18 protein-coding genes, 1 tRNA gene and 1 other RNA gene are annotated in these 18,323 nt (G+C 62.4%); 12 read left to right on the forward strand and 8 right to left on the reverse strand.

Annotated features, from left to right (window positions below; translation table 11 throughout):
- The 3 genes from ACUY3D_RS11140 to ACUY3D_RS11150 form a co-directional block, all read left to right on the forward strand.
- A partial coding sequence (locus tag ACUY3D_RS11140; RefSeq protein ID WP_448241119.1) for an excalibur calcium-binding domain-containing protein occupies nt 1-231 on the forward strand: 231 nt, incomplete at its 5' end.
- A 10-nt stretch (nt 232-241) separates the two neighbouring features.
- The gene (locus ACUY3D_RS11145) at nt 242-1,045 is read left to right on the forward strand and encodes a serine hydrolase domain-containing protein (RefSeq protein WP_448241120.1); all 804 of its coding nucleotides are present in this window, start codon (nt 242-244) and stop codon (nt 1,043-1,045) included.
- Nucleotides 1,046-1,444: 399 nt separating this feature from the next.
- Nucleotides 1,445-1,879 carry a hypothetical protein gene (locus ACUY3D_RS11150; RefSeq protein ID WP_070562688.1) on the forward strand — a complete coding sequence of 145 codons (435 nt, stop codon included), beginning with the start codon at nt 1,445-1,447 and terminating at the stop codon, nt 1,877-1,879.
- A gap of 3 nt (nt 1,880-1,882) precedes the next feature.
- Here the strand turns inward: ACUY3D_RS11150 and ACUY3D_RS11155 are convergent, their stop codons facing one another.
- Entirely contained in the window at nt 1,883-2,662 is a 780-nt protein-coding gene (locus tag ACUY3D_RS11155; RefSeq protein WP_070562692.1) for an HAD-IIA family hydrolase, read from the reverse strand.
- Nucleotides 2,659-2,961 (reverse strand): acyl carrier protein, encoded by a 303-nt coding sequence (locus ACUY3D_RS11160; protein ID WP_070519714.1) that lies wholly within the window; start codon nt 2,959-2,961, stop codon nt 2,659-2,661. The genes ACUY3D_RS11155 and ACUY3D_RS11160 overlap by 4 nt, the downstream gene beginning before the upstream one ends.
- 26 nt (nt 2,962-2,987) lie before the next feature.
- On the opposite strand from ACUY3D_RS11160, the gene ACUY3D_RS11165 reads away from it, so the two are divergent.
- Nucleotides 2,988-4,001, forward strand: coding sequence for an alpha/beta fold hydrolase (locus ACUY3D_RS11165; protein WP_101735549.1), 1,014 nt, complete (start codon nt 2,988-2,990; stop codon nt 3,999-4,001).
- Nucleotides 4,002-4,226: 225 nt separating this feature from the next.
- Here ACUY3D_RS11165 and aceE read toward each other — a convergent pair whose 3' ends face one another.
- The gene (gene aceE / locus ACUY3D_RS11170; protein ID WP_070532701.1) at nt 4,227-6,983 is read right to left on the reverse strand and encodes a pyruvate dehydrogenase (acetyl-transferring), homodimeric type; all 2,757 of its coding nucleotides are present in this window, start codon (nt 6,981-6,983) and stop codon (nt 4,227-4,229) included.
- A 173-nt stretch (nt 6,984-7,156) separates the two neighbouring features.
- Between aceE and ACUY3D_RS11175 the strand changes: the two genes are divergently transcribed.
- On the forward strand, nt 7,157-7,594 hold the full coding sequence (locus ACUY3D_RS11175; RefSeq protein ID WP_070517365.1) for a DUF3052 domain-containing protein: 438 nt from the start codon (nt 7,157-7,159) through the stop codon (nt 7,592-7,594).
- Nucleotides 7,595-7,704: 110 nt separating this feature from the next.
- Nucleotides 7,705-7,777, forward strand: a tRNA-Val gene (locus ACUY3D_RS11180).
- Between the two features lie 213 nt (nt 7,778-7,990).
- On the opposite strand, the gene ACUY3D_RS11185 is transcribed toward ACUY3D_RS11180, so the two are convergent.
- The 4 genes from ACUY3D_RS11185 to ACUY3D_RS11200 all read right to left on the reverse strand — a co-directional run bounded on the left by ACUY3D_RS11185 (nt 7,991) and on the right by ACUY3D_RS11200 (nt 11,900).
- Nucleotides 7,991-9,190: an IS1249 family transposase gene (locus ACUY3D_RS11185; protein ID WP_448241121.1), complete on the reverse strand. Its 1,200-nt coding sequence runs from the start codon at nt 9,188-9,190 to the stop codon at nt 7,991-7,993.
- A 280-nt stretch (nt 9,191-9,470) separates the two neighbouring features.
- Complete coding sequence (locus ACUY3D_RS11190) at nt 9,471-10,256, reverse strand: excalibur calcium-binding domain-containing protein (RefSeq protein WP_448241122.1); 786 nt, start codon at nt 10,254-10,256, stop codon at nt 9,471-9,473.
- A gap of 137 nt (nt 10,257-10,393) precedes the next feature.
- The gene (locus tag ACUY3D_RS11195) at nt 10,394-11,377 is read right to left on the reverse strand and encodes an SURF1 family cytochrome oxidase biogenesis protein (RefSeq protein WP_448241123.1); all 984 of its coding nucleotides are present in this window, start codon (nt 11,375-11,377) and stop codon (nt 10,394-10,396) included.
- Between the two features lie 31 nt (nt 11,378-11,408).
- Entirely contained in the window at nt 11,409-11,900 is a 492-nt protein-coding gene (locus ACUY3D_RS11200) for a low molecular weight protein-tyrosine-phosphatase (RefSeq protein ID WP_070519723.1), read from the reverse strand.
- Between the two features lie 102 nt (nt 11,901-12,002).
- On the opposite strand from ACUY3D_RS11200, the gene ACUY3D_RS11205 reads away from it, so the two are divergent.
- The 5 genes from ACUY3D_RS11205 to ACUY3D_RS11225 all read left to right on the forward strand — a co-directional run bounded on the left by ACUY3D_RS11205 (nt 12,003) and on the right by ACUY3D_RS11225 (nt 16,635).
- Entirely contained in the window at nt 12,003-12,851 is an 849-nt protein-coding gene (locus tag ACUY3D_RS11205; protein ID WP_070519725.1) for a Nif3-like dinuclear metal center hexameric protein, read from the forward strand.
- Entirely contained in the window at nt 12,852-13,568 is a 717-nt protein-coding gene (locus ACUY3D_RS11210) for a zinc ribbon domain-containing protein (protein WP_070519727.1), read from the forward strand.
- Complete coding sequence (locus ACUY3D_RS11215; protein ID WP_101735552.1) at nt 13,565-14,746, forward strand: bifunctional RNase H/acid phosphatase; 1,182 nt, start codon at nt 13,565-13,567, stop codon at nt 14,744-14,746. Before ACUY3D_RS11210 ends, ACUY3D_RS11215 begins: the two co-directional genes overlap by 4 nt.
- A gap of 15 nt (nt 14,747-14,761) precedes the next feature.
- Nucleotides 14,762-15,195: RNase P RNA component class A (gene rnpB, locus ACUY3D_RS11220), an RNA gene on the forward strand.
- 36 nt (nt 15,196-15,231) lie between these two features.
- Nucleotides 15,232-16,635, forward strand: a complete 1,404-nt coding sequence (locus tag ACUY3D_RS11225; RefSeq protein WP_070562708.1) for an RNB domain-containing ribonuclease — start codon at nt 15,232-15,234, stop codon at nt 16,633-16,635.
- Here the strand turns inward: ACUY3D_RS11225 and ACUY3D_RS11230 are convergent.
- Nucleotides 16,632-17,903, reverse strand: a complete 1,272-nt coding sequence (locus tag ACUY3D_RS11230) for a galactokinase family protein (RefSeq protein WP_448241124.1) — start codon at nt 17,901-17,903, stop codon at nt 16,632-16,634. The genes ACUY3D_RS11225 and ACUY3D_RS11230 overlap by 4 nt on opposite strands.
- Nucleotides 17,904-18,049: 146 nt before the next feature.
- Here ACUY3D_RS11230 and ACUY3D_RS11235 point away from each other — a divergent pair, with 146 nt between their 5' ends.
- Entirely contained in the window at nt 18,050-18,238 is a 189-nt protein-coding gene (locus ACUY3D_RS11235; RefSeq protein WP_070519735.1) for a hypothetical protein, read from the forward strand.
- The last annotated feature ends 85 nt before the right edge of the window (nt 18,239-18,323 follow it).

The raw sequence follows: 18,323 nt of genomic DNA on the forward strand, positions 1-18,323 counted from the left end.
GCCCCTGCCCCCGCGCCGAAGCCAGCTCCGGCTCCTGCTCCAGCCCCGGCGCCCAAGCCGGCTCCCGCACCTAAGCCGGCTCCGGCTCCGAAGCCTGCCCCCGCGTCCTTTACTCGCTGCGCAGACGTGTGGAACGCACTAGGCCGCCCGATCTATGCGGGTGAGCCAGGTTTCCGCTCCAAGTTCGACCGCGATGGTGATGGCGTAGGCTGCGAGCGCGATCCTCGTTAAGCTGGAGCGCATGAGCGCTTTTTCTTCCCTTGAGTCCTGGCCCGTCGATACCGTTGCTGGTGCCTTGCTGCACCGCGGCGAAGTGGTTGAGCAGGTGGGGGATACCTCCCGCCGCTTCCCGGTGGCATCCGTGACCAAGTTGGTGGCCGCCTATGGAGTGATGGTGGCCGTGGAAGAAGGGGCGGTGGAGCTGGATCAGCCGGCAGGCCCTGAAGGCTCCACGCTGCGCCACCTCTTGGCACATGCCTCGGGCGTGGGCTTTGATTCCCGCGAGCCACAGAAGCCCGTAGGGGAGCGCCGCATCTACTCCTCGGCCGGCTATGAATGGGCCGCCGAGGAAGTGGAGAAGGCCACCGAGATTCCATTTGCTGAATACCTTGCTGAAGGTGTGTGTGCTCCTCTGGGGATGCAAGCCACAACTCTGGAGGGGTCAGCGGGTCATGGCTTGGTCTCCAGCGTGGAGGATCTCGTTGCCTTTGCCGGCGAGGTCTATTCGCCGCGCCTGCTCGATCCTTCGACTGTCGAAGAGATGCGCAGCGTCCAGTTCCCGGGGCTGCGGGGTATCGTGCCCGGCTATGGCAGCTTCAAAGACTGCACGTGGGGGTTGGGATTTGAAATCCACGGTGAGAAGCAGCAGTGGATGGGTGGCTTGCCCGCCGATGCCGTGGGGCACTTCGGTATGAGCGGTACCTACCTGTGGGTGGCTGGTGACTGGGCCATGGTTGCGCTGACGGACCGCGATTTTGGCGAGTGGTGCAAGCCTTTGTGGGCTGAGACCAACACGGCCATCTGGCAGGAGTGCCAGGCGGGCTAGCCGGGGTGGCATGACGGTGTTGAGCGTCGTCGCGGCGTACCGTAGGGCGCCGCAACGGGGGTAGTGGGGTAGCTGTGGCGACAACGCGCGCGTGTTACACACGTTGACTTATGTGACTGAAGTGATTGATGGGGCGAATTTCGGGGTGAAAGTCTCAAGTTCTTGTTGAGGCTGTGGGGGCTTAAGCGCAGGTTGAGGGTTGTTGTGGCTCAAGTGGCGGGGGAAAATTGTGGGCACACAACGACGCACCGTGTGGCCGCATACTGCGGCCGCACCAAGCGGTGTTCGCGCCTCGGCGCGAGTGACGTGATGAAGACAAGTTCGTAGGGGAAGACGAAGCTCGTCTTGCGTCGGCGCATGCCGGCGTGCCATCACTCGCACGTCAAAGGAGTTTAAGGAGTGAATCAACGCGTTCACCCGCAGCTGGCCGGTGACACCGCGCCGGCCGCTTCAGCCACCCCACTTGGCAGCCCGGCAGATAACTGGCCCAACCGCGCCTGCGGTGAGGTCTGCACCGCCGTGCTGCAGATCTCGGGCATGCCGCGCAACCTGCGCCCTGCCATCGAGCGCGCCATGGCGCGCTGCATCAGCAGCGAAAGCGAGTTCATAGTGCCTGGTGATGACCCGCTGACCGCCCAATGGTGTACCCGTTGGCACCGCGACCCAGTATGGGATCCGCTTAGCGGCCGCGTTCCCGACAACGCAGGCGGCCTCGGGATAGGCTGCCAGCAAGTCATTACGGGAACGCCCAGCGAACTGGACGCACTGGGCCGCGCCGTGGAGATGTTGGCGGGGGAGTACGGATTCAGGGGCGTCGTCAAGCGTGCGGTCTAAGTCCTAGTCCGCGAAGGGATCCAGGATGCGCTCCGGAAGCTCCGCCACGGAGTCAATGACGTGAGTCGGGCGGAAAGGGTAGCGCTCGATGATGCTGTCATCACTGATGCCTGAGCGCACCAGGATGCTGCGCATGCCGGCCTCCAAACCGGACTTGACGTCGGTATCCATGCGGTCACCGATCATGACGGTATTTTCCGAGTGCGCGCCGATGTTATTCAACGCGCTGCGCATCATGACTGGGTTCGGCTTGCCCACGTAGTAAGGCTCGCGGTTGGTCGCCGCAGTAATGAGTGCCGCGACAGCACCCGTGGCCGGCAGCACGCCCTGCGGGGCCGGGCCCGTGACGTCCGGGTTGGTGGCAATGAACCGCGCGCCGTTGCGGATAAGGTTGATCGCCGTGGTGATGGCTTCAAAAGAATACGTGCGGGTCTCACCCAAGACCACGAAGTCCGCGTCGCGGTCATTGAGAATCCAGCCGGCCTCGTGCAGGGCGGTGGTCAGGCCGGACTCGCCCACGACGTAGGCCGTGGAGAGGCCGGCCTGGGTGGACAGGAAGGCCGCCGTGGCCGTCGCCGAGGTCCAGATGCGCTCCGCCGGGATGTCGAGACCGGTGTTCTTCAGACGTGCGGAGAGATCCCGCGGGGTGGACATCGAGTTGTTCGTGAGCACCATGTACTCGATGTTGTTATCCTTCAGCGCCTGGATGAATTTATCCGCGCCGGGAATCATTTCCCCTTCCTTGATGAGGACGCCGTCCATGTCTGAGAGATAGGAAATCACGAGTGTTCCTCCACATAATCAGCAAGTTCGCCCACCGTGGTGACGGAGAGCATGGTTTCTTCATTAAGGCGGACCCCGCAGGCCTCCTCGAGGCGCACGGCTAATTCGATGCGCTCGAGCGACTCAACCCCCAGGTCCTCCAATTTCGCTTCGCGCTCCAGGCCTTCCTCCACGCCGGTCACCTTCGTGATGAGGCGGGTGAGCTCGCCGTATGCGTCCCCGGCTGGGGAAGCTTCTTTTTCTTCTGCCGGCGCGGAGCCGAAGCGGGCTTGGAGTTGCGCTGAAAGGTCATTAGCCATGGAGCCCAGTCTAGTATTGAAATGTCATGGTTATTCGAGCACGTTCCTCCGCCATCGCCCGCAGCTGGTCGCGCCGGGCCCGCCCTCGCATGCGCTCCATCGAGCACACCGTCCACGGTCAGTTGCATGATCTCACGACAGAGCCGGGCCTGACCGGGGTGACGGACTCGGGCTTCGTGGACAACGACGGCGTGCGCGTGGCATGGTACGAGGTAGGCCCGCAGGACGCGGAGGTCACCGTGGTTTTCATCCACGGCTACTGCTTGTCTGCTGAGAGCTTCTACTCCCAGGTCAACGACGTGCGCCGCAACTACCCTTCGGTGCGCTGCCTGCTTGTCGACGTCCGCGGCCACGGCCAATCCACCCACGTCACTCCCGCGCAGTGCACGGTTCGGGGCGCGGCCGACGACGTGCTGGCCGTCATCGCTGAGCGCGCCGCCGAGGGGCCGTTGGTGCTGCTTGGGCACTCGATGGGCGGAATGATTGCGCTCAACCTGCTGCGGCGCGCCCCGCGGGAGGTTTTTCACCGCGTTAAGGGCATGACGCTGGTGGCTACCTCGATGCAGCGCTTTGCGGCCGAGGGCGTGGCGCGCGTCTTGGAATCGAAGACGCTGGGCATGGTCTATCGCGCTTGTTTGCGGTTGCCGAGCCGGCTCAACCGCGTGCGCTTTGAGGCCGCAGCGCTTATCGCCCCGGCCTTCGCGGCGCTGCTGCAGGGCTTCCCGCAGATGGACAAGCTGCAATTCCACGTGGCGATGCTGCTGGATACCCCGATGTCGAGCTACGCAGGCTTCTTCGACGATCTGGTGGAGCACTCCGAGTTCGGCGCGGCGGCCAGGCTTAGAAACGTGCCCGGCGAAATTGTGGTGGGCAGCCTTGACATCGTGACCCCGCACCGCCAATCGGAGGTCATTGCCCGTCACTGGCCGGATTCCACTCTGACTGTCATCGACGGCGCCGGGCACATGGTCATCTTGGAGGAGCCCAGCGAGGTCTCCAAGGCGTTGGGGCGCGTCCTCGATGGAGTGCTGGGTAGCTAGGGCCTGCTGCTGATGGCGGTTGAGCCTTCTATTGGCGTTGGCTGGGCCACGCGCGGTGCCCGAACTGCCCGTTCTGCCAAAGTTATAGCCTCTGATTCAAGATCTGGCCCGATCTTTGGCAACAAGGGCAGTTGCCCCTCGGCTTGAACATGAGTTGAACATGAGAAAGCCCCTCCTGCTCAGGCAGAAGGGGCTGGAAAGCTTGAGGCTCTTAAGGCCTAAGCCTTAGTCCTCATCGGAGGACGTGGAGAGGGTGGACGTCGGGTCGTCGAGCTTGAGCTCGCGAGCCGCCTTTTCCACGGTGCTGCGCTCCACCTTGCCCTCGCGAGCCAAGCCCTCGAGGACTGCGACGACGATGGACTCGGCGTCGGTGTTGAAGTAGCGGCGGGCACCCTCGCGGGTATCAGAGAAGCCGAAGCCGTCTGCACCCAGGACGATGTAGTCACCCGGGACGTAGGGGCGAATCTGCTCCTGCAGGTCCGTGGCGAAGTCGGAGACACCAACGAACGGTCCCTCGAAGCCCTTGAGCTGGGAGGTGGCGAATGCCTCGGTCGGCTCAACGCCCTTGCGCAGAGCTTCCTTGTTGCGGGCCGCGCCGTCGCGCGCCAGCTTGACCCACGAGGTGACGGAGAACAGCGACGCCTTGACGTCGTAGCTTTCAGCCAGGATTTCCTGGGCGCGCAGAGCCTCGTACATGCCCACACCGGAGGCCAGGATGTTGGCCGGGATGGAGCCGGACTCAGCGGTGTTGTAGTGGTAAATGCCCTTGTGCAGGCCCTCGACGTCGAGGTTCTCCGGCTCGGCAGGCTGCTTGACCGGCTCGTTGTACACGGTGATGTAGTACATGATCGGCTCGTTGTCCTCGCCGTACATGCGCTCGATACCGCGCGGAACCAGGTGCGCAATCTCGTAGCCGAAGGCTGGGTCGTAGACCTCCACAGCCGGGTTGGTCGACGCCAGGATCGGGGAGTGGCCGTCCATGTGCTGCAGGCCCTCGCCGGTCAGGGTGGTGCGGCCGGCGGTAGCGCCGATGATGAAGCCGCGGCCCAGCTGGTCGCCGGCAGCCCAGAAGGCATCGCCGGTGCGCTGGAAGCCGAACATCGAGTAGAAGATGTACAGCGGAATCATCGCCTCGCCCTGGGTGGCGTAGGAGGTAGCAGCTGCGGTGAAGGAGGCGGCTGCGCCTGCCTCAGAAATACCCTCGTGCAGAATCTGGCCGTCGGCAGCCTCGCGGTAGGAGAGCATGAGGTCATGATCCACCGGGACGTAGTTCTGGCCGCGCGGGTTCCAAATCTTGAGAGTCGGGAACCAGGAGTCCATGCCGAAGGTGCGGGCCTCATCAGGAATGATCGGAACGACGCGCTTGCCCAGCTCCTTATCGCGCATGAGCTCCTTGAAGGTACGCACCAGAGCCATGGTCGTGGCCACGTCCTGCTTGCCCGAGCCCTTGCGCACCGAACGCAGCTTGGACAGATCCGGGGTGGTGAGAGTTTCGAAGTTCTCACGGCGCTCCGGCAAGAAGCCACCCAACTCGTTGCGGCGCTCCAGCATGTACTTGATTTCCGGGGCGTCCTTGCCCGGGTGGTAGTACGGCGGCAGGTACGGATCGGCTTCGAGCTGCTCGTCGCTGATCGGGATTCCCTGCTTATCGCGGAAGAGCTTCAGATCCTCCAGCGTCAGCTTCTTCATCTGGTGGGTCGCATTGCGGCCCTCGAAGTTGTGGCCCAAGCCGTAGCCCTTAATGGTGTGGGCCAGGATGACCGTCGGGCGGCCGGTGCCCGCGTAGCTCAGCGCCTTGTCGTATGCGGCGTAGATCTTGCGGTAGTCGTGGCCACCGCGGCGCAGTGCCCAAATCTCATCATCGGACATGTCCTCAACCAGCTTGAGCGTGCGCTCATCACGGCCGAAGAAGTGCTCGCGGACGTAGGCGCCGTCGTTAGCCTTGAAGGTCTGGTAGTCACCATCAGAGGTGGTGTTCATGATGTTGACCAGGGCGCCGTCCTTATCGGCTTCAAGCAGCTTGTCCCAGCCGCGGCCCCAGACAATCTTGATGACGGACCAGCCAGCACCGCGGAAGAAGGACTCCAGCTCCTGAATGATCTGGGTGTTACCGCGCACCGGGCCGTCGAGACGCTGCAGGTTGCAGTTGACCACGAAGGTCAGGTTGTCTAGCTCGTAGAGGGACGCCATTTGCAGCAGACCGCGGGACTCCGGCTCATCCATCTCGCCGTCGCCGAGGAAGGCCCAGACGTGCTGCTTGGAGGTGTCCTTAATGCCGCGCTTCTCCAGATACTTGTTGAAGCGTGCCTGGTAGATTGCGTTGATGGGGCCAAGGCCCATGGACACGGTGGGGAATTCCCAGAAGTCCGGCATCAGGCGCGGGTGCGGGTAGGACGGCAGGCCCTTGCCTTCGCCGCGCGAGTGCTCCTGGCGGAAACCATCGAGGTCTTCCTCGGTGAGGCGGCCTTCCATGAAAGCACGTGCGTAGACGCCCGGTGAAGCGTGGCCCTGGAAGAAGACCTGGTCACCGCCGGAGGGATCATCCTTGCCCTTGAAGAAGTGGTTCAGGCCCACCTCATACAGCGGGGCAGCACCTGCGTACGTGGAAATGTGTCCACCGACGCCAATGCCCGGGCGCTGTGCGCGGTGCACCATGATGGCCGCGTTCCAGCGGATCCAGCGGCGGTAGCGCTTCTCCAATTCCTCATCGCCCGGGAACTCCGGCTCGAGGGAGGTTGGGATGGTGTTGACAAAATCCGAGGACGTCAGGGACGGCAACGGCACGCGCTTGGCGGTAGCGCGCTCAAGAAGACGCAGCATGAGGTAGCGGGCGCGCTCCGGATCGGAAGAGTCCAGCAGACCGTCGAGGGAGTCCATCCACTCGCGGGTTTCTTCCGGGTCGGAGTCGTGCAGGTATGCTGCCACGCCATCGCGAACGATGGGGAAGTTGGAGTCGCCGTTGTGGGCGTCCAAGTCGGCCATTAAATCCTCCTGGTTCGTAGTACAAAGATCTGTTCCTAGGATACGCGCCGCTTTCACGGCGGGGCATTTGGAGGCCCCCAGGGGTGGTTTCATGGGGGAAAATGTCCACCACTGGGGAAGATAGGGGGAGGTTCGTCGCGAAAAAGTGCACCGTAGACGTTAAAATACTCTGCATGACATCAACTACTTCATCGGAAGGAACTCAGCGAGTGACGGGATTTGCAGCCAAGCTCGGCATCGAAGAGGGGCAGATTGCTCTGGAGCTTGGCTGGGACGAGGACTGTGACTCCACGATTTCTGAGTCCATCGAGGACGTGTTGGGGGAGGATTTCCTCGATGAGGAGACCGACGAGCTGTGTGACCTCGTGCTGCTGTGGTGGCGCGCGGAGGACGGCGATTTGGTCGATGGGCTGGTCGATGCCACCCGTCCCCTGGGTGATTCCGGCCGTATCTGGCTGCTGACCCCAGGCGCTGGAAAGCCGGGCAACCTCGAGCCCGGTGAGATCTCCGAATCCGCACAGCTGGCTGGTCTGGTGCAGACCAAGGCTGAGCGCCTCGGCGAGTGGCAGGGTTCCTGCCTTGTGGCTCGCGGCTACACCAAGAAGCCTTAAGGGCCACCGCAGGATATGCCTGCTCACACGGCATTCGCAGCGACTAGTTACACCTTGATTTGTCGCTGCGGGTGCCCATAGGCTAATCTTGTGCGAGCACACAGTGCACTGCGGCTTTAGCTCAGCTGGAAGAGCAACTGGTTTACACCCAGTAGGTCGGGGGTTCGATCCCCTCAGGCCGCACAAAATGGAAGGCCAAACCAACTTTAAGGTTTGGCCTTTTACTTATTCCCGGGTTGATCCCGGATGAGGGGATGAATGAAGTACTTACGCGTGTTCACGGAGGTCACTTTTGCCCCGTAAGTATTTCAAACTACTTTTCGGCCTAAACGACAAAACGTGTTGTTTTCCGGCGTGTCGAGTTAAACGACAGATTGTGTTGGTGGGGGTTGGGGTTTAGCGTATGTGACCTTTGCGTATTCCCATAGAGTGGTTGTAGGCAGTGTCGATGGCGCTGTCGTAGGTTGCTGGTCGGCCGTCTTCGTGGCCGCTGGTGGCTTGTGTTTCCTGGTTGGCTAGGGTTTGTGCTTTGGCGAGTGCGTCCTGGCCCCAGTTTTGCTGCCTGGCGATTTCTACGGGGTCGCCAGGCAGCTGCGTGTGTAGGTACAGCCACCAGTCACAGGCGATGCGTTGTTGCTCGTCGCGTAGTCCCCGGTGGGCGTGCATCAGTTTCTTGATTTGTGAGTTCACTCCGCCTTCCAGGCTGTTGGTTGTGCGCTCTAAGCGTTGGCCTTCTTTAGCTTGGGTGAGGTAGGCAAAGAGGTGTCCGTGTTGACTCATTTTCTTCAGCTGCAGGTAGATTCCGCGGTGAACATCGTGGGTGTACCACCATTTTTTGTTGCCACGTTTGGATTTAGGAATCTGCTCGAAAGGGACGTCTTTGACGTAAGTTCTGGCTTTGAGCTGGGCGCTAAATACAGTGCCGAATTGGTGTAGCTTGGCAGTCCATTCGGCTGCTTCATCCAGGTTGTCAACGGCTAGCAGTTCGAAGGACAGCCGTCGCAGTGCTTTGCCCATCGGCGAGGTGGGGTGCAGGCCTGTGGCGCGTTGAATGCTGCGTTTGACGTGGACAATACAGCGTTGAACCGGGGTATCAGGCCACAGGCGGCGTAGTGCTTTAAGTCCTCCGGAATCCCCATCACAGGTCACCAGTTGTGGTGGGGCTAGTTCGTCCAGCAGGCGCATGTATGACCAGGAGGATTCCTTAGTGCACCAGAACCAGTTGATGACATGGCAGGAGTCAGCAGCCACGACAAGGCACTTGGTGTTGAAGTAGGTGCCGTCGATGAAGATTTGGTCGTAGATTCGCTGCTTATCAACGCTTCGGGGAGGTTGGATAAGCCAAAACGTTTTGAACCGGCGTTGCAGAGTTCGTGATGAAACTCCGCAGGTCTTAGCTGTCTCTGCCAGGCTGTGGCCTGACATGAGCCAAGAGATGAAAAGGCGAAACCATTTTGCTTGAACTGCGTCGTCATTGGCGCGGGTGAAAGTGGCCTTGCAAGTGCGGCATCGCCATCGTTGGCGACCGGTACTTGTCGTTCCGTATTTGATGCATACCCCGCTACAGACAGGGCATCGAGGATGATTCTTACTCATCCTCTCATCGTGAACCTAGGCAGCTAGCACACCGGCACTCCCCCGGCGGTATTTCCGGCCCGAGACTGGGTTATCCCTCCGGATAAGTGAAATCATCCTAATACCAGCACACCAGACCAGCTAACCACCCAACCTCACCAACACATCCTGTCGTTTAGGCCTACTTTTCTCCAGAAGTGCGCCCAATCCTAGGTGGCGCTACACGGAGCTTGAACAGGAAAGCCTCAAGCACATGTAAGGCGAAGTCGTTAGGGATGCCTTGATCAGTGCGTCCCTTTCTCTAACCGACCTTGTCACAAGCGATACCGTCGCCGTCGCGGTCTAGGCGTCGGCTATAGCCAGGGCTTCCCGCAGTCATATGAGAATAGCCTGCTTCTTGGGCTTCCTCGCAGCTTCTAAAATTCAAATCAGCTGGCGGCTGATCAAGCTGAGGCGCCGGCTGTTGCTCAAACTGCTGTTGCTCTTCGAGCTCCTGCTGCAAACGTTGCTGTTCAGCTTCTTCCCGCTCAGCTGCTTCTTGCTCGGCTTGACGCCGTTGGGACTCCACAATTTCCTCTTGTTTGCGTCGCTCTTCTTCTGCAGCACGAATCTCGTTGTCGCAGTCTTCTGTCCAGCCGTGTGAGCCATCAGTGAAAAATGTATTTTTAGCCCCATCAATGGGTTCACATCGATCAATTTGCTTCGGCGGGGTGCTAGTTGTGGGCGACTCTTCGGTGGTCTTGGGGCCCGCTGGCTGGGTCGAGGTTTCTGGCTCAGTCAGATGTTCGCTGGAATCTTCTTGACTCGTACGAGGAGAACTGGGAGCAACTAGTCCTCCGACGAGAGCTGAGAGAATTGCAATTGCTGTAATGATGCCCCAGTGGCGTTTAAGCGGGGCGGCACCATTAGTCTCTCGCCGTTGGTGTAACAGATACCAAGCACTAGGAAGGACGAAGGCTAGGCCTATGAAGAGTCCTCCAGCAAAGCTTCGAAAAGATCCTGAGGCTATACTTCCTACGATTATCAGTGCGCCGAAAATGATTCCGCCCCAAGCGAGGAAGTTCTTAAACTTTAATTTCTTGTTCATATGTAAAAATGGTGAGAATCCAAGTAAGAACTCGGTATAAGCCCTAGTGATACTTGGTAGTTGGTAACTCTAGTTATTGCAGTCTACTGCGCTTGAGCAGGGGATGAAGGAAACTTGAGCTCACTAATATTCAGGTGCTAGTAGCGCTCCTGACCGCGCTCACGGATCTTCTCGTAGAAGTCCGGCTTGGCGGAGCCATAGCGTGAGCGGGAGCGGCGCGAAGGCTGCGTGGCAGCCGCAGGCGTCGAAGGCGGGGTAGCAGGCGTCGTAGCATCAGAGTGCTCGCCGGAAGGATCCTCGTGCGCGGAGCTATCGACGTCCGCAGCCGCATCGGGGGAGCTGGTACCGGCACCGGTGGCGGCCGCAGTGGCCTCAGCAATCAGGGCATCCTCATCGCGGGCGCGGCGGCGCTCCCGAATCTCAGACCACACGAAGTAGGCAAACCCCAGCGGCGCCATCACGCCGAAGGCAATCCACTGGTAGCCATAGGACAAGTGGTTGCCGCGGTCCAGCTTCGGCACCGGCAGCGCATGCAGCTCACCTGGTTGGTCCGGGGAGAGTTGGAGGTAGTCGTGGGCGAGGGGGACGTCGACAAGCTCTGCAATCTGCTCCGTATTGATGGAGTAGACCTGCGTGTATCCCTGTTCCTCAATGGGTGCGGAGGTGTGCTTGCGTTCGTCGTAGCGCGCCATGGCCACGATGGTGACCTCGCCCTGCGGGGCCGGGTCGATGTGGGGGACGGAGTTGCCCTCGTCCGTGGGCATCCAGCCGCGGTTGACCAGGAAGGTTTCACCAGACTCGGTTTCAAAGGGGACCAGCGACTGGAATCCCGGGGCGGATTCCACCGGGCGCAGGCGCAGGAGCACCTCATCTTCTGAGAGGTAGTGGCCGGTTAGCTCCGCGCGTTCCCACTCCTTGTGCAGGGAGCCATCAGCAGAAAAGACTTCGGTGACCGGCTGGGGGTCGGCGTCGTAGGCCTCCTCAATGAGGTGGTTGCGCTCCACAATCTGCGCGTCCTTATTCAGCTGCCACGGAGCGAGCACCGTGAAAGACAAATAGGAAAACGCGACGATGAAGATGAGAGAGAGCACCCACCCAGGCTTGAGGAATGTCTTAAGCATGATGACCAGTCTAGTAGCCGCGCAGAATTATCTAGCCGTGGTTTTCTTTAATCCAGTCGAGCAGCCCCGGAACGGAAGCATCGATCTCACTGCGGGTGCGGGCGAAGTCCTCCTCCGTGCCGTAGAAAGGATCCTCCACGCTGGCATCCTCCGGTGAGTTCGGATCGAAGCTGCGCATGAGGCGCACCTTGTCTTCCGGGATGCCGCGCTCGATGAGGGCATCGCGGTGGCCGGTGTCCATGGCCACGAAGAGGTCCGCGTCCATATGGTCCGGACCCAGCTGGGCGGCCTGGTGGCCGGCGCCATCGTGGCCGCCGCGGCGCAGCTCAGCCACGGCGCGCTCGTCCGCGCCCTGGCCCACGTGCCAGCCGCCGAGGCCGCAGGAAGAAACTCGCGCGAGGAGATCGAGCATGTCGGTCTCCATGGCGTCGCGTGTAATGATTTCCGCCATGGGTGAGCGGCAAATGTTGCCCGTGCACACGAAGACGATGTGGAGCTGGTTGTCGTTCTCCGGAGGCGTCATGCAAAGGCTCCTTAAGCTAGAGGGGTGCGCTGGCGAACGAAAGCTAGGATATAGCAGCGACGCGACTGACGTGAAACCTCAAGCCAACAAGGAGCATACGAGATGGCAGAACGAACGACCGTTGGCGAGATCCGCCGCGTAATCCACGAGGCCTACCCGCCGCAGCTGGCCGAGTCCTGGGATGCCGTTGGCCTGGTGTGCGGCGACCCCACAGACGAGGTGAGCACCGTGGCCTTCGCTCTGGACTGCACCCAGGAAGTGGCAGACAAAGCCGTGGAGCTCGGCGCGCAGATGCTCGTGGTGCATCACCCGCTGCTGCTTCGCGGGGTGACCTCGGTGGCGGCGGATACGCCGAAGGGCAAGGTCATCCACACTCTGATACGCAATGGCGTGGCCCTGTTGGCCGCGCACACCAACGCGGATAAGGCCCGCCCGGGTGTCAACGACAAGCTGGCTGAGCTCGTCGGTATCACGCCCGGCCGCCCCATCGTCCCGGTGGAGCCCTATGAGAACCTCGACGAGGCCTTAGGGCTAGGGCGCGTGGGCGAGCTTGAGCAGCCGGTGACTCTGCGCGAATTCACCCAGCGCGTGGCCGATGCCCTTCCGGAAACCGAATGGGGAGTGCGCGCGGCCGGCGATCCGGAGCGCATGGTGAAGAAAGTTGCCGTCTCCAGTGGCTCGGGGGATTCCTTCCTGGACCACGCGGCGGCTCTCGGCGTGGACGTCTACGTCACCTCCGATTTGCGCCACCACCCAGTGGATGAGCACCTGCGCGCCGCGCACCTGGCGGAGCCGGAGGGCCCGGCCGTGGTGGATACCGCTCACTGGGCCAGCGAGTTTCCCTGGACTGCCCAAGCGCGCGATATTGTGGAGGACGCATTGCGCGTGAACACCGAGATCATCGATGTCCGCACCGACCCATGGACGATTTCTGCGCATAAGGAGAACTAAATGAAACTGCCACAGGACCTGCAGAGCATCTTGCTGGAGCTGGCCACCCTCGAGCGCTCCCAGGCGCTAGGTGGGGCAACCACCATCCCGGAGCAAGAGGAGTACGAGAAGGCCCAGGCCGCACACGCCCGGCTTGTCGACGCCTCCGGCTCCGCCCAGCTCGCCGTCGACGACATGGAACTGGAGATCTTGCGCATTCAGGCTGACGAGCGCAAGCTGCGTCAGCGCGAGCGCGATGACAAGGCGCAGCTTGGTGCTGCGACCGACCCAGAGACCCGCAAGGACCTGGAGCACGATCTCTACGCTGCAAAGTCCCGCATCGCGGATCTTATGAGCGAGCTACAGGAAGCCCATAACGAAATCCACGCACTGCGCGCCAACCTTGATGTTCACGGCGCGAAGGTCTCCGATTCCGAGCGTAAACTCGAAGTACTCAAGCGCGCGGCCGAGGCCGCCCAAGAGGCCGCGGCGAACCGCCCGGATCCGCAGGTGCGCATCGGCGAGCTGCGCGAGCAGCTGCCCGCGGATGTCCTGGAGGAGTACGAGACCGTGCGCGAAGAAAACGGCGTGGGCGCTGCGGCCTTCACCGGGCGTGGTTGCGGTGGTTGCTTCATCGTGCTGCCGCCGGCCGAGCAGAACGCGGTGCGCAACGCTGCTGCCGACGAGGTTCCGCAGTGCAGCGACTGCGGCTCCTACCTGGTGCGCCCGGCCTCATGAAGCTAGTCATCTTTGCTGACGGCGGCTCCCGCGGCAATCCCGGGATCGCCGGCTCCGGAACTGCGGTCTATAACGAGGACCGCTCGCAGCTGCTCAGGGAAATCGCTTACGTCGTGGGCCAGAAGTCCACGAATAACGTGGCCGAATACCACGGGTTGCTGCGCGGTTTGGAGGCCGCGGTGGAGCTGGGCGCGGATGAGGTGGAGTTCTATATGGACTCCAAGCTCGTGGTGGAGCAGATGAACGGGCGCTGGAAGATCAAGCACCCGGACATGCAGAAGTTGGCCATCGAGGCGCGCCGCCTGCTCAACCAGATTCCGCGCTTCAGCCTCGAGTGGGTTCCGCGCGCCAAGAACTCGGTGGCCGATGAGCTCTCCAACGTGGCGATGGACGCCGCCGCGAAGGGCGAGCCCGTGGGCATCCTCGATATGGGTGCCGGCGACGCCGTTGAGACCGGCGCCGCTGTCGATGCTGCGGGCAGTGAAGAACCCGGCGGGGAGGCAGGGGAGACGTCGCCAAGCACGGCGTCTTCAACCGCGGCCGACTGGCGCTCCGAGACCGGACAGTCCACCCGCTTCATCCTGCTGCGCCACGGGCAGACGGCGATGTCCGCCGCCAAGCAGTACTCCGGGCGTGCAAACCCCGAGCTGACCGAGCTGGGCAAGAAGCAAGCGCTCGCCGCTGCCCAAGCCCTGGCCGATACCCACATCGATGCCGTGGTGTGCTCGCCGCTGCGCCGCTGTCAGCAGACGGCTGCCGCCGTGGTTAAGGGCCGTGAGCTGCGCGTGGAAACCGTCGAGGACCTCATCGAGGTGGACTTCGGGCGCTGGGAAGGCAAGACCTTCGCCGAAGCCGATGCCGCCGACCCCGAGCTCCACGCGCGTTGGCTGAAGGATACGTCCGTGGCCTGCCCGGGTGGCGAGTCCCTGCGCGCAGTGCACCGCCGCGTCAGTGCTGCGCGCCGCGAGCTGCAGCAGCGCTATGCAGAGCAGACTGTCCTCGTGGTCTCCCACGTCAACCCCATCAAGTCCTTCGTGCGCCAAGCACTCGATTCCGGACCGCAAACGCCCAACCACCTCTTCCTTGAGCTGGCTTCCTTGAGTGAGGTCGAGTTCTTCGAGGGCGGTAGCACCCTGCACCGTTTCAACGATGTGGGGCATCTGGGCGCGCTGCGATAAACTAACAGGCGCGAATGAGCCGACCGGGCAAACGCGTTCCGTCGAACCGGCCCCATTATGGGGCTAGGCGCGGGCCGAGGAAAGTCCGGACTCCACAGAGCACGGTGGTTGCTAACAGCAACCCGGGGTGACCCGCGGGAAAGTGCAACAGAGAGTAGACCGCCGCGTACCTCCACTGCGTTTCGGCGCGGCGAAAGGGAAGCGGTAAGGGTGAAAGGGTGCGGTAAGAGCGCACCAGCACCGTCAGCGATGGCGGTGGCTGGGTAAACCCCACTGGGAGCAAGGCATCACGGCCCGCCACGTTAGCGGGCCCGATCAGGCGTTAGTAGGCTGCTCGCCGAAGCCTGAAGGTAGCTGCTTGAGCCAACTGGCAACGGTTGGCCTGGATGGATGTTTGCCACCGCGTCGCGTGCGCGGCACAGAATCCGGCTTATAGGTTGGCTCATTCGCACCCACGCTTTTATTTTTTGGAACAATGGGGCGGCATGAAACTATATGCCGCGCCCTTGGACTTTCGGCCCATCGCTGAGGAGTTTTCCGTTCCGACCGACTTCCCAGAGGAGGTCACCGCACAGGCCGCCTCCGCGCAGGACCGCTATGCCGAGCAGCGCCGCGATGCCCGGGACATCCCGCTGGTAACAATTGATCCGGCCGGCTCCATGGACTTGGACCAGGCCGTGTTCATCGAGGCGCGCGATGGCGGCTACCGCGTGCTCTATGCCATCGCGGATGTCGCCGCGTTCATCGAACCGGGCTCCGCACTCGAGCAGGAATCCCTCAAGCGCGGCCAGACCATTTACCTGCCGGATGAGCCGGCGCGGCTGCACCCGGCAGAGCTCTCCGAAGATAGGGCTTCGCTGCTTGCCGACGTCGACCGCCCCGCCGTCCTCTGGACCTTCGACCTCGACTCCGCAGGTGAGGTGGAGGACTTCTCGGTGGAGCGCGCGCTCGTGCGCAGCCACGCGCGGCTGGACTACGACCAAGTGCACGCCGACTTGGAGAAGGGCACGCTGCATTCCTCCATCGCCTTGCTGCCGGAGGTGGGAAAGCTGCGCCAGGCTTCTTCGCTGCGCCGCGAGGCGATCAACTTGCGCATTCCCTCGCAGCGCGTATCCGAAAGCAGCGATGGGGAGAAAGGCCACTATGAGCTGGTCATGGAGCCGCGCCATGAGGTGATGGATTATAACTCGGAGATTTCCCTGCTCACCGGAATGTGCGCGGGGCGGCTGATGGAATCACATGGAGTTGGTTTCCTGCGCACCCTATCGGCGGCCACCCCGGAGGCTGAGGCCACCTTCCGCTCTGAGGCGGAGGCCCTGGGTTTTGAGCTGGGGGAGAGCAGCATCTCTGAATTCCTGCATTCCGTGGACGCGGATTCGCCGCGCGGGATGGCGGTGATGCGCGAGGCCCAGCGTTTACTTCGTGGTGCTGACTACGTGTGGCTGGAGGATGGCCAGGCGGACGTGCACGCGGGAATCGGCGGCTACTATGCACACGTGACGGCCCCGTTGCGGCGTCTAGTTGACCGCTTCGCCACGGAGGTCTGCCTGGCGCTCAGCGGCGGCTACGAGGTTCCGCAGTGGGTGCGCGAGCGCGCCGGGGATGTCATTTCCACGATGCGCTCGACATCGCAGCTGGCCTCCCAGGTGGATAAGGCCTGTTTGAACCTTACGGAGGCGACGGTCTTGGCGCCGTGGGTAGGCACCAACTTCGAAGCCGTGGTGGTTGATGGCGGGGAACAGCGCGAGAAGGCGCGCCTCTTCGTCCTAGACCCGCCGGTGATGGGGCAGGCCGTAGGCCACCCGGAGACCGGCAAGGAGACGATGGTGTCCTTGGTCAAGGCCGACGTTGAGGAGCGCGATGTGCTCTTCGCGTGGCCGGCGGACTAGTCCTCGGTGATTGCTGGGCTTCCGGCACTAAGCGGGACGACAAGCAGGCCGTCCTCGGCCAAGTCGGCCGCAAAGTTTGCGGCCTTGGTGCTCGGCACGTAGGCGATGACCGCGGAGGACGTGCCCGCGTGGGCGGAGCGTGCCGCGACGGCGCCGCGCGCGGTGGCCAGCTGCGCGAGTTTCTCCGCGGAGCTGAATTCATACACGGTGGACAAGGCTGACTGCGACTGCGTGAGGAGCGGGAAAAGCTCGGTGCCGCGGCGCGAGCGCAAAGCGCGGGCAACTCCTTCGGCGCGCTCGGTTTCCTCTGAGTAGAAGGTCAGCCACGCGGTGGCTTGCGCGATGGTCGGCTGATTCTCGGTGCCGTGCACCTTGTGGACAGCGGCGAGCCACTCGAGGACGCGTTGGGGTGCATCCGGCAACAGGCGCAGCGAAGGCGTGCCGAAGGCGCGGCAGGCGGCGTCGATGAATCGCTCGCGGGTGCGAATCTCTGCGACGGCTTCTAAGGAATCGGCATCACTTGGCACGGCCAGCGCGAAAGCCGCGATGTCTTTGTTGACCATGTGCGGTGCCTGGGTGACGGAGCCGTCGGCGTAGTCGATGATGGTGATGGACTCACCAGCGCCGCGCAGCGCGGCGGAGTGGCGGGCGCGCAGCGCAGGGAATCGGGCGAAGGTGCCAACTGCTTGGGAACACACCTCCGCGATGCGGGCACGCAGCGGAGCATCATGCAGATCATCTGCGTTGCCGAGCAACGCTAGCGCTGTGGCAATGTCGATGGCTGCGGCGGCGCCGAGCCCGGTCGAATCGGGGATGTCGTTGACCACGGTGATATCGGCGCCGGCGGTCTCGCGGGTAAGGAGCTGGCGGTTGATCATGGTGTAGATGATGCCGCCGAGGCGCGCGGCGATGGCCCCTTCGGGTGCAGGGGGTTCGATGGGCTGGCCTTCGGAATCGACGCTGGGCTGTTGCTCCGCGGCGAGGGAAGAGACCTGCTCGAGGGAAATTTGGTCTTCAACGGTCTCGCCGTTGGTGTGCTCTAGGCGAACCTTGACCAGGCCGTCGCTGCGGGGGCTGACAGCTGCTGCCGCGCGGATGTTGGCCAGGCCCATGATGGCGATGCCGCCGTAGTGATCGATGTGCTCGCCGATGAGTGCCCAGGTGGCAGGGGCGCTGGCAACATGAGCTGCATCAGCGCCCACGTTCTCGCGGTGTGCGGCGCGAACGCGGTCGACGGCCGGGGTCGAAGGGGCAGTCCACAGGGGCATCGGGAAGGTTCTCCTTTGCTGGTGGCGAAAGCCTGCCTAAAAGAAAAGGCAGGAGTAGGTGACCAATCTATTCTAACGGGCGTGACCCGCGGGCGGTCTGTAGTGTGGGGTGCACTGATTACTTGCCCGACAGAACGGAGAAAACTATGGCTGAGGCTGACAACAAGTGGTTCTACGACCCGTCTACCGGTGAGGTATCCCAGGGAAAGGTGTCCGGCTGGGAGAACCGCATGGGCCCCTACAATTCCCGCGAGGAAGCCGAGCGCGCTATTGAAATCGCGCAAGCCCGCACCGCCGCGGCTGATGCTGAGGATGCCGCCGAAGACGATAACTAGGCGATAGCTAAACGTCTCATGGCCGGCCATGAGGCGGATGCGAAAAGCTCGGGCCCACACCACCGCAAGCAGGCGATGGTGTGGG

This window comes from Corynebacterium guaraldiae (genome assembly GCF_053480195.1).